Annotated in this window: 7 protein-coding genes; 4 read left to right on the top strand and 3 right to left on the bottom strand. The window is 72.7% G+C overall.

Annotated elements, in window-relative coordinates:
* Positions 1-139 precede the first annotated feature (139 nt).
* Positions 140-772 carry an RNA polymerase sigma factor gene (locus tag ACFRQN_RS39475; protein WP_380745455.1) on the top strand — a complete coding sequence of 211 codons (633 nt, stop codon included), beginning with the start codon at positions 140-142 and terminating at the stop codon, positions 770-772.
* Positions 769-1,707, top strand: a complete 939-nt coding sequence (locus tag ACFRQN_RS39470; protein ID WP_380745453.1) for a CU044_5270 family protein — start codon at positions 769-771, stop codon at positions 1,705-1,707. Before ACFRQN_RS39475 ends, ACFRQN_RS39470 begins: the two co-directional genes overlap by 4 nt.
* Before the next feature lie 42 nt (positions 1,708-1,749).
* Here the strand turns inward: ACFRQN_RS39470 and ACFRQN_RS39465 are convergent, their stop codons facing one another.
* From ACFRQN_RS39465 to ACFRQN_RS39455, 3 genes are all read right to left on the bottom strand, one after another.
* The gene (locus tag ACFRQN_RS39465) at positions 1,750-2,511 is read right to left on the bottom strand and encodes a hypothetical protein (protein ID WP_380745451.1); all 762 of its coding nucleotides are present in this window, start codon (positions 2,509-2,511) and stop codon (positions 1,750-1,752) included.
* 243 nt (positions 2,512-2,754) lie between these two features.
* A complete protein-coding gene (locus tag ACFRQN_RS39460; protein WP_063780116.1) occupies positions 2,755-3,300 on the bottom strand; it encodes an NUDIX hydrolase in 546 nt (181 codons plus the stop codon).
* A gap of 88 nt (positions 3,301-3,388) precedes the next feature.
* Positions 3,389-4,714: a tetratricopeptide repeat protein gene (locus ACFRQN_RS39455; protein WP_380745448.1), complete on the bottom strand. Its 1,326-nt coding sequence runs from the start codon at positions 4,712-4,714 to the stop codon at positions 3,389-3,391.
* Positions 4,715-4,913: 199 nt separating this feature from the next.
* Here ACFRQN_RS39455 and ACFRQN_RS39450 point away from each other — a divergent pair, with 199 nt between their 5' ends.
* Entirely contained in the window at positions 4,914-5,336 is a 423-nt protein-coding gene (locus ACFRQN_RS39450) for an ATP-binding protein (RefSeq protein ID WP_380745446.1), read from the top strand.
* A 14-nt stretch (positions 5,337-5,350) separates the two neighbouring features.
* The gene (locus ACFRQN_RS39445; protein ID WP_049650826.1) at positions 5,351-5,902 is read left to right on the top strand and encodes a hypothetical protein; all 552 of its coding nucleotides are present in this window, start codon (positions 5,351-5,353) and stop codon (positions 5,900-5,902) included.
* Positions 5,903-5,945: the final 43 nt, after the last annotated feature.

Below are 5,945 nucleotides of genomic sequence, written 5' to 3'. Positions count from 1 at the left end.
CCGCCGAACCGTCCGGTTCGGCGGGGCCCTCTGCCGTGCTCTGCCGTGCTCTGCCGTGCTCTGCCGTGCTCTGCCGTGCTCTGCCGTGCTCTGCCGTGCTCCGGCGGGAACCCGGCGGCCCGTGCGGACAGGTGGGGGTGTGGAACTGTCACAGCGGGCGCGATTGAGGAGCGGCGACCAGTGGGCGTTCGGGGAGCTGTTCGATGAGACGGCGGACGATCTGTACCGGTACGCGGTGCGGGTGGTGGGGGACCGGGCCGCGGCGGAGGACGTCGTCCAGCTGACGTTCCTCGAAGCGTGGCGCCTGCGCGGCAGGCTGCGGGAGGACGACGGGCCGGTGCGGCCCTGGCTGTTCGGGATAGCCGCCCAGGTCCTGCGCAACACGACCCGGGCGGCCCGGCGGCACCGGGCGGCGCTGGCGCGGCTGCCCGAGCGGGGCGTCCTGCCGGACTTCGCCGAGGAGTTGGCCGGGCGGCTCGACGACGACGCCCGGCTCGCCGCCGTCCGGCGGGCACTGGGCGGGCTGCGGAAGGCGGAGCGCGAGGTGTTCGGCCTCTGCGTCCTGGCGGGCCTGGACTACGTGAGCGCGGCCGAGGCACTCGGGGTGCCGATCGGCACGGTGCGCTCCCGGCTCTCGCGCGCCCGCACCAAGCTGCGCGCGCTGGTGGACGAGGAGCTCCGGGGCGGGCGGGAACCCGCTCCGGACACCGGACAGGTACGGGGTGGCCGCACCGAAGCGGCCAGGTCGACAACACCGGGGAGGACCCGATGAGTCCGATGAATCCGATGAACGAGGACGAACTGCTGCCACCGCCCACGGGACCGGGGCTCCCCGCCGACCGCCGGCGGCAGCTGCGGGGGCACCTGATGAGCGAGTTCGCGCGCGGGCCGGCGGCCGCGCCCCGGCGGAAGCGGCTCGGCTGGGTGGCCCTGCCCGCGCTGGCGGGCGGCCTGGCGCTGTCCCTGGTGCTGGCCGGCGGGCCGACCGAGCGGGGCGCCGACCCCACGCGGCCGGTCGCGGCCGTGGTCCTGGACCGCGCGGCGCGGGCCGCCGAACAGCAGCCCGCCCCGGCGGCGCGCGGGGACCAGTTCGTCTACGTGAAGAGCCTGGACAACTGGGCGAAGTCGCAGGGCGAGGCGCCGCAGACCCGGGAGCTCTGGACGTCCGTTGACGGCAGCAAGCGGGGACTGCTGCTCGTGGACGGGCACCTGCCGAACCCCGGAGGAAGCGACGAGCACGGGGAGGCCGAACCCGTGCCGAACGCCGGGAGGTTCGGCGGCTACGCCTACGTCGCCGCCCTGCCGACCGACCCGGATGCGCTGCTGGCCAGGATCCACGCGGACACCGAAGGCCACGGGCCCGGCCCCGACGAGGAGGCGTTCAGGACCGTCGGCGACCTCCTGCGCGACCAGATCGCCCCACCGGCCGTCAGCGCTGCGCTCTACCGGGCGGCCGCGAAGATCCCCGGCGTCAGGGTGATCGACTCGGTGACCGACGCGGCAGGCCGCCCCGGCATCGCGGTCGCGCGCCGGGACAGCGGTGCGAGGGCCGAGGTTCAGTGGATCTTCGACAGCACCGACTACACCTACCTCGGCGAGCGCAGCGTCGCCGTCACCGACGGCGCGACCTTCAGGAAGGGCGACATCACCAGCCAGATGGCCGTCCTCGCCCGCGCCGTCGTCGACCAGCCCGGCACCCGTCCCTGAGGAGAGGCGCGCTTCTGCAGGCGGCGATGGTGCGATGGAAGGTCAGCTGCCCAGCGCCACGGCGGACGGCGACTGCCACCCCCGTAGGGCGGCGCGGGCGCGGGCGACGCCTCCGGGAGTGGCGGGCGCGCCGGTGCCGACGGCGACGGTTCTCGTGCCGAGGCCCGCGCAGGCGCGGCAGATGCCGGGGCGGGGCACCGGATCGTGGCAGCGGCCGCACTCGGCGTACGAGGCCGGTTGGGTTTCGGGGCGCTCCGGCGGCAGTTTCCGTTGCAGCCGGTCCCGGAGGATCGCCACCGGGGAGTGCATCGGCTGCGGCAGTCCGGGGAGCAGGGCGTGGGCCAACTCGGCTTCGTCGCAGCCCCGTTCCAGCCACTGCGCGACGAGCGGTGCCAGTGTCTGCGCCTCGGTCTCGCCGAGGCGCAGGCGGGGTTCGGGCCGGATCACCCGGAACAGGGTGGCCACGGCGGCCCGCGTCCGTTCATCCGGGAGGGTGGGTTCTTGTCCCGGGTCCTTTACGGGAGGGGTGACAGCGCGGCCGGAACTCCCTCCACCGGAGGCCGGGCGGGGGACAGCCGGTTCGGGCTGCGGGGTGTCGAAGACGTGGGCCTCGGACCGGACCGTCCCGTCGGCCATCCGGACCCTGTCGACCCGGTAGTACCCGGCGTCCTTCAGCTCCTTGAGGGCCCGTCGGACGGCGCCACGCCCCTGCGGACTGCTGTCCGCCATCTGCCGCCCGTCCTCCCGCCACCCGTCGGGGCGGGAGAGCAGGTCGGCGAGGAGGCCACGAGCGGTGTAACTCAACCGCCGGTCCTGCAACAGGCCGTTCGGAAGCACGCTGAACGCGCGCGAATGAACGCTACGATGAATCCGCATCTGGAGTCCTTGCTCCTGGTGCCTGACCCCGGGGTGTTCCACCACCGCCGGGGTCTCCTATGTTCTGTTGATGATGCGGAAAGTAGCACAGCCACTACGAAGAGTGCGAACCGTTCGAGCGTGAAGCCCAAGCCCCCCGCACCGAGTGCGCCCCCACGCCGGGCGAGGTGTTCAGGAGTACCGAGCGAGTCGATGCGGGCCGAGGTAGTAGGACAGGGCGGCGTGCGACGGCCCGTCCGGAACCCCGCCGCTCGTCAGCAGCTTCACCACCTCGCCCTCCGGGACCCACTCCACGCGACTCGCCTCGGAGACGTCCTCGGGCTCGCCGATCCGGATGCAGTCGGTGACGTGGTAGGCGTGGAAGTGGGCGTCGCCGATGCCGGCCATGGCGTCGTACTCGGTCAACAGCTCGGCCCGGCCTGGACGCCAGCCGGTCTCCTCCTCGACCTCGCGGACGACGGCCGCCGCCGGCTCCTCACCGGGCTCGACCCAACCGGCCGGCACCTCCCAGCCCCAGCGGCCGGTGATGAACCGGTGCCGGTAGAGGAGCAGGAACTCGCCGGCCTCGTTGGTGACGACGGCGGTGGTCGAGGAGCGGGGGTAGCGGACGACGTGGTGGTCGATCCGGCCGACACCGGGGATGTCGACGTCATCGAGCCAGACCTCGACCCACGGACTCCCGAACACCTGCCGACGCCCGAACACCTCCCACTCCACGAGCGGTCCCTCCCTCACACGCGCACCAGTTGCGTTCCCGACCCTCTCACGCGTGTGGCCTGCACGGGCACGCCCGGTTCGCCGCTGGTCATGCCCTGGTCTCCCGTACCGTTCGCGCCGGTCCTCGGCCGCCCGCCATGGGGCGGGCGCGTTCGAGGAGCCCGCGCACGTGGGGGTTGCGGCGATGCGGCCGGGTCGCGGAGAGCATCGAGCGGAAGCGGTCGTCGGCCCGGCCGGACTGGATGGTCGGATAGTCGTCCAGGGCGAGGTGCCAGTTCTGGACGGCCTCTTCCAGTCGGCCGGCTCCGAGCTGCCACTCGGCGAGCATGGCGAGGGTGCGTACGCGGGACCCGCGGTACACCGGGGGCCGGAGCTTCTCGGAGTGCTGGAGCGCGCGGATCGCGCCATCGCGGTCGCCGAGCTCGTAGTTGACCTGGGCGACGTGGTACGCGAGGGCGGCGGGATCGTAGCGGCCGACGACCTTCGCCTTCGACTCGGCCTGATCCATCGCGACTTCCGCTGTGCGCAGGTGGAGCAGGGCTCCGATCCTGTCCCCGGTCTGGGCGAGGGCGTGGGCCTGCTGGCCGGCGAGGAAGGCCCTCATGCGGGGACCGGCCTCCGGGGAAGCGGCCGAGGCGGCGTCCGCGAGCCGCAGGGCGCTGCTGCCGTGGCCGAGATTGACGGCCTGAACGCTCATGCCCCGCAGGGTGGTGCAGTAGGTGAGGTGGTCGCCCGCGTGCCCGGCCAGCTCCAGGGCCTTCAAGTAGTAGCGCTGGGCCAGGGAGTCGTGGCGTTCGTCCACGGCCATGTAGCCGGTCAGGTAGCAGTGGTCGGCGGCGGCCGACAGCATGGCCTTGCGGACGTCCTCGCCGGCGTCCGCCCGCAGGTACGGGACGATCGTGTTGACCAGGAACGAGGCGGCCATCGGACGGGTCATCCGGCCGCCGAACTGGTCGTCCAGGTCGCTGATCCGCTCGGTCATCGCCGCGACCGCCTGGACCTCCGCCATGCCGATCCGCAGGTGGGGGTCGGTCCGCAGTCTCTCGAAGCGGCCCACCACGTCGGGCCAGCCGGGGATGGTGAGGGCCACCGAGTAGAGGCCGGCCGTGAGGATTCCGCGCCGGGACGGGTCCATATCGAGGCTCCCCAGGTCGATCAGCCCTGACACCGTATCCGTCGGCTGCTCAACAGGGGTAGGTGTCCCGCGGAATCCGGCCTCGACGGCGGTGATCGGCCGCTTGAGCCTCCGCGCCAGTGTCTCCAGGACGACCGGCAGGGCCTTCGCCGTAGGCGAGGTGCCGCTGAGCCAGTGGGAGACGGCCGAGGCGTCGTACTTCAGCCGCTGCCCGGTCTCGGTGCCGGTCCGGTTGACGGCCCGAGCCAAATCGCCGTTGCCCCAGGCGGCTTCGGCCATCAGTGAGGCGAGCCTGTGGTTCGGCCCACGGTCGGTTCGCACGACAGTTCCCCCTGGCAGGTGGGTTTCAAGGGTTTCAACGTCCGGGCGCGCCCCGACCATAGCCGACCGCAGGGCATGGATGTTGACTGTTCGTCATCGGCCAATCACCAGCCGTGGTGCGAATGGTCCCGTCCGCGTTCCCCTTCGAGGTGCCCCCATGCTGATGTCCCGCCGCCCGCGCATGTTCGTCGCACGCCTCGACGCGCGGACCGAATCCACGCCCCTCGCGCGGTACTTGCTCCGGGCCTACCTCTCCGGGCTGCCCTCCGGGGACCGCTACCGCGACACCGCCGAACTGCTCCTCGGCGAGCTCTTCGCCAATGCCGTCCTGCATTCCGACGCCCCCGACGACCGCCACATCGAGGTCCGCTTCGCCCTCACCGGCTCCCGCTTGCGCCTCGAAGTCCACGATGCCGGCACCGGACGGCCGATCCTCCGGACCGCCGTCCCCGACGATGAGAAGGGGCGCGGTCTGTTCCTTGTCGACGAACTTGCCGAACGGTGGGGTTGCGCCGCCCGCCCTTGTGGTATCGGCAAGTTCGTCTGGGCCCATATCGCCCCCGTCACCACCCTCGCCTGAGAGCCGCTTCTTCCATGAACCTCGTCACCCTCGCCCGGCACACCCTCTCCCGTGGGGCCACCCCGGCCGCGACCTACGCCCTCCTGGCCCGCCTCGGCCACCCGCCCCTGCCCGTCGCGCGCGCCGTCTGCCTCGCCCTCGACATCCCCCACGCCGAAACCACCCGCCGCCTGGCCGAGTGCTACGACGCCCTCCTCGCCGACCCCCGCCCCGACACCGAGACCGACACCGGCGAACTCCTCGAAGCCCTCGGCGTCTTCGACGTCCCCAAGTCGCTCACCGACACCGAACTCGCCGTCGTCGAACACTTCCTCGTCGCCATCGACGCCATGGGCGGCATCCGCCCAGGCCACCACCACGGCCTCCAACGCTGGTTCACCACTGGCAACCTCATCTCCGCGTACCTCTCCCTCGCCGCCGCGCATCCCCTTCCCCGCACCGGCGACCCCGCCCTCTACTGGACCACCCTCGTCACGGCCGGCGAACTCCTCGCCACCACGCTCCCCTCCGACCGCCGCATCACCTACGCCCTCACCCGCTGCCGCGCCCGCGCAACCCACCCGTAAGCGCGAGAAGTCGGCCCGGCCGACTTCTCGCGCAGGAGTGGCC

Source organism: Kitasatospora sp. NPDC056800, from assembly GCF_042789775.1.
Lineage (GTDB): Bacteria > Actinomycetota > Actinomycetes > Streptomycetales > Streptomycetaceae > Kitasatospora.
The sequence above is the reverse complement of the archived record's forward strand: the minus strand, read 5'-3'. Positions and strand labels throughout refer to the sequence as shown.

Bases quoted from the DNA above. Each gene is read 5' to 3' on its own strand.
- ACFRQN_RS39445 (WP_049650826.1), top strand. From the start codon at position 5,351: ATGAACCTCGTCACCCTCGCCCGGCACACCCTCTCCCGTGGGGCCACC.
- ACFRQN_RS39455 (WP_380745448.1), bottom strand. From the start codon at position 4,714: ATGGCCGAAGCCGCCTGGGGCAACGGCGATTTGGCTCGGGCCGTCAAC.
- ACFRQN_RS39450 (WP_380745446.1), top strand. From the start codon at position 4,914: ATGCTGATGTCCCGCCGCCCGCGCATGTTCGTCGCACGCCTCGACGCG.
- ACFRQN_RS39470 (WP_380745453.1), top strand. From the start codon at position 769: ATGAGTCCGATGAATCCGATGAACGAGGACGAACTGCTGCCACCGCCC.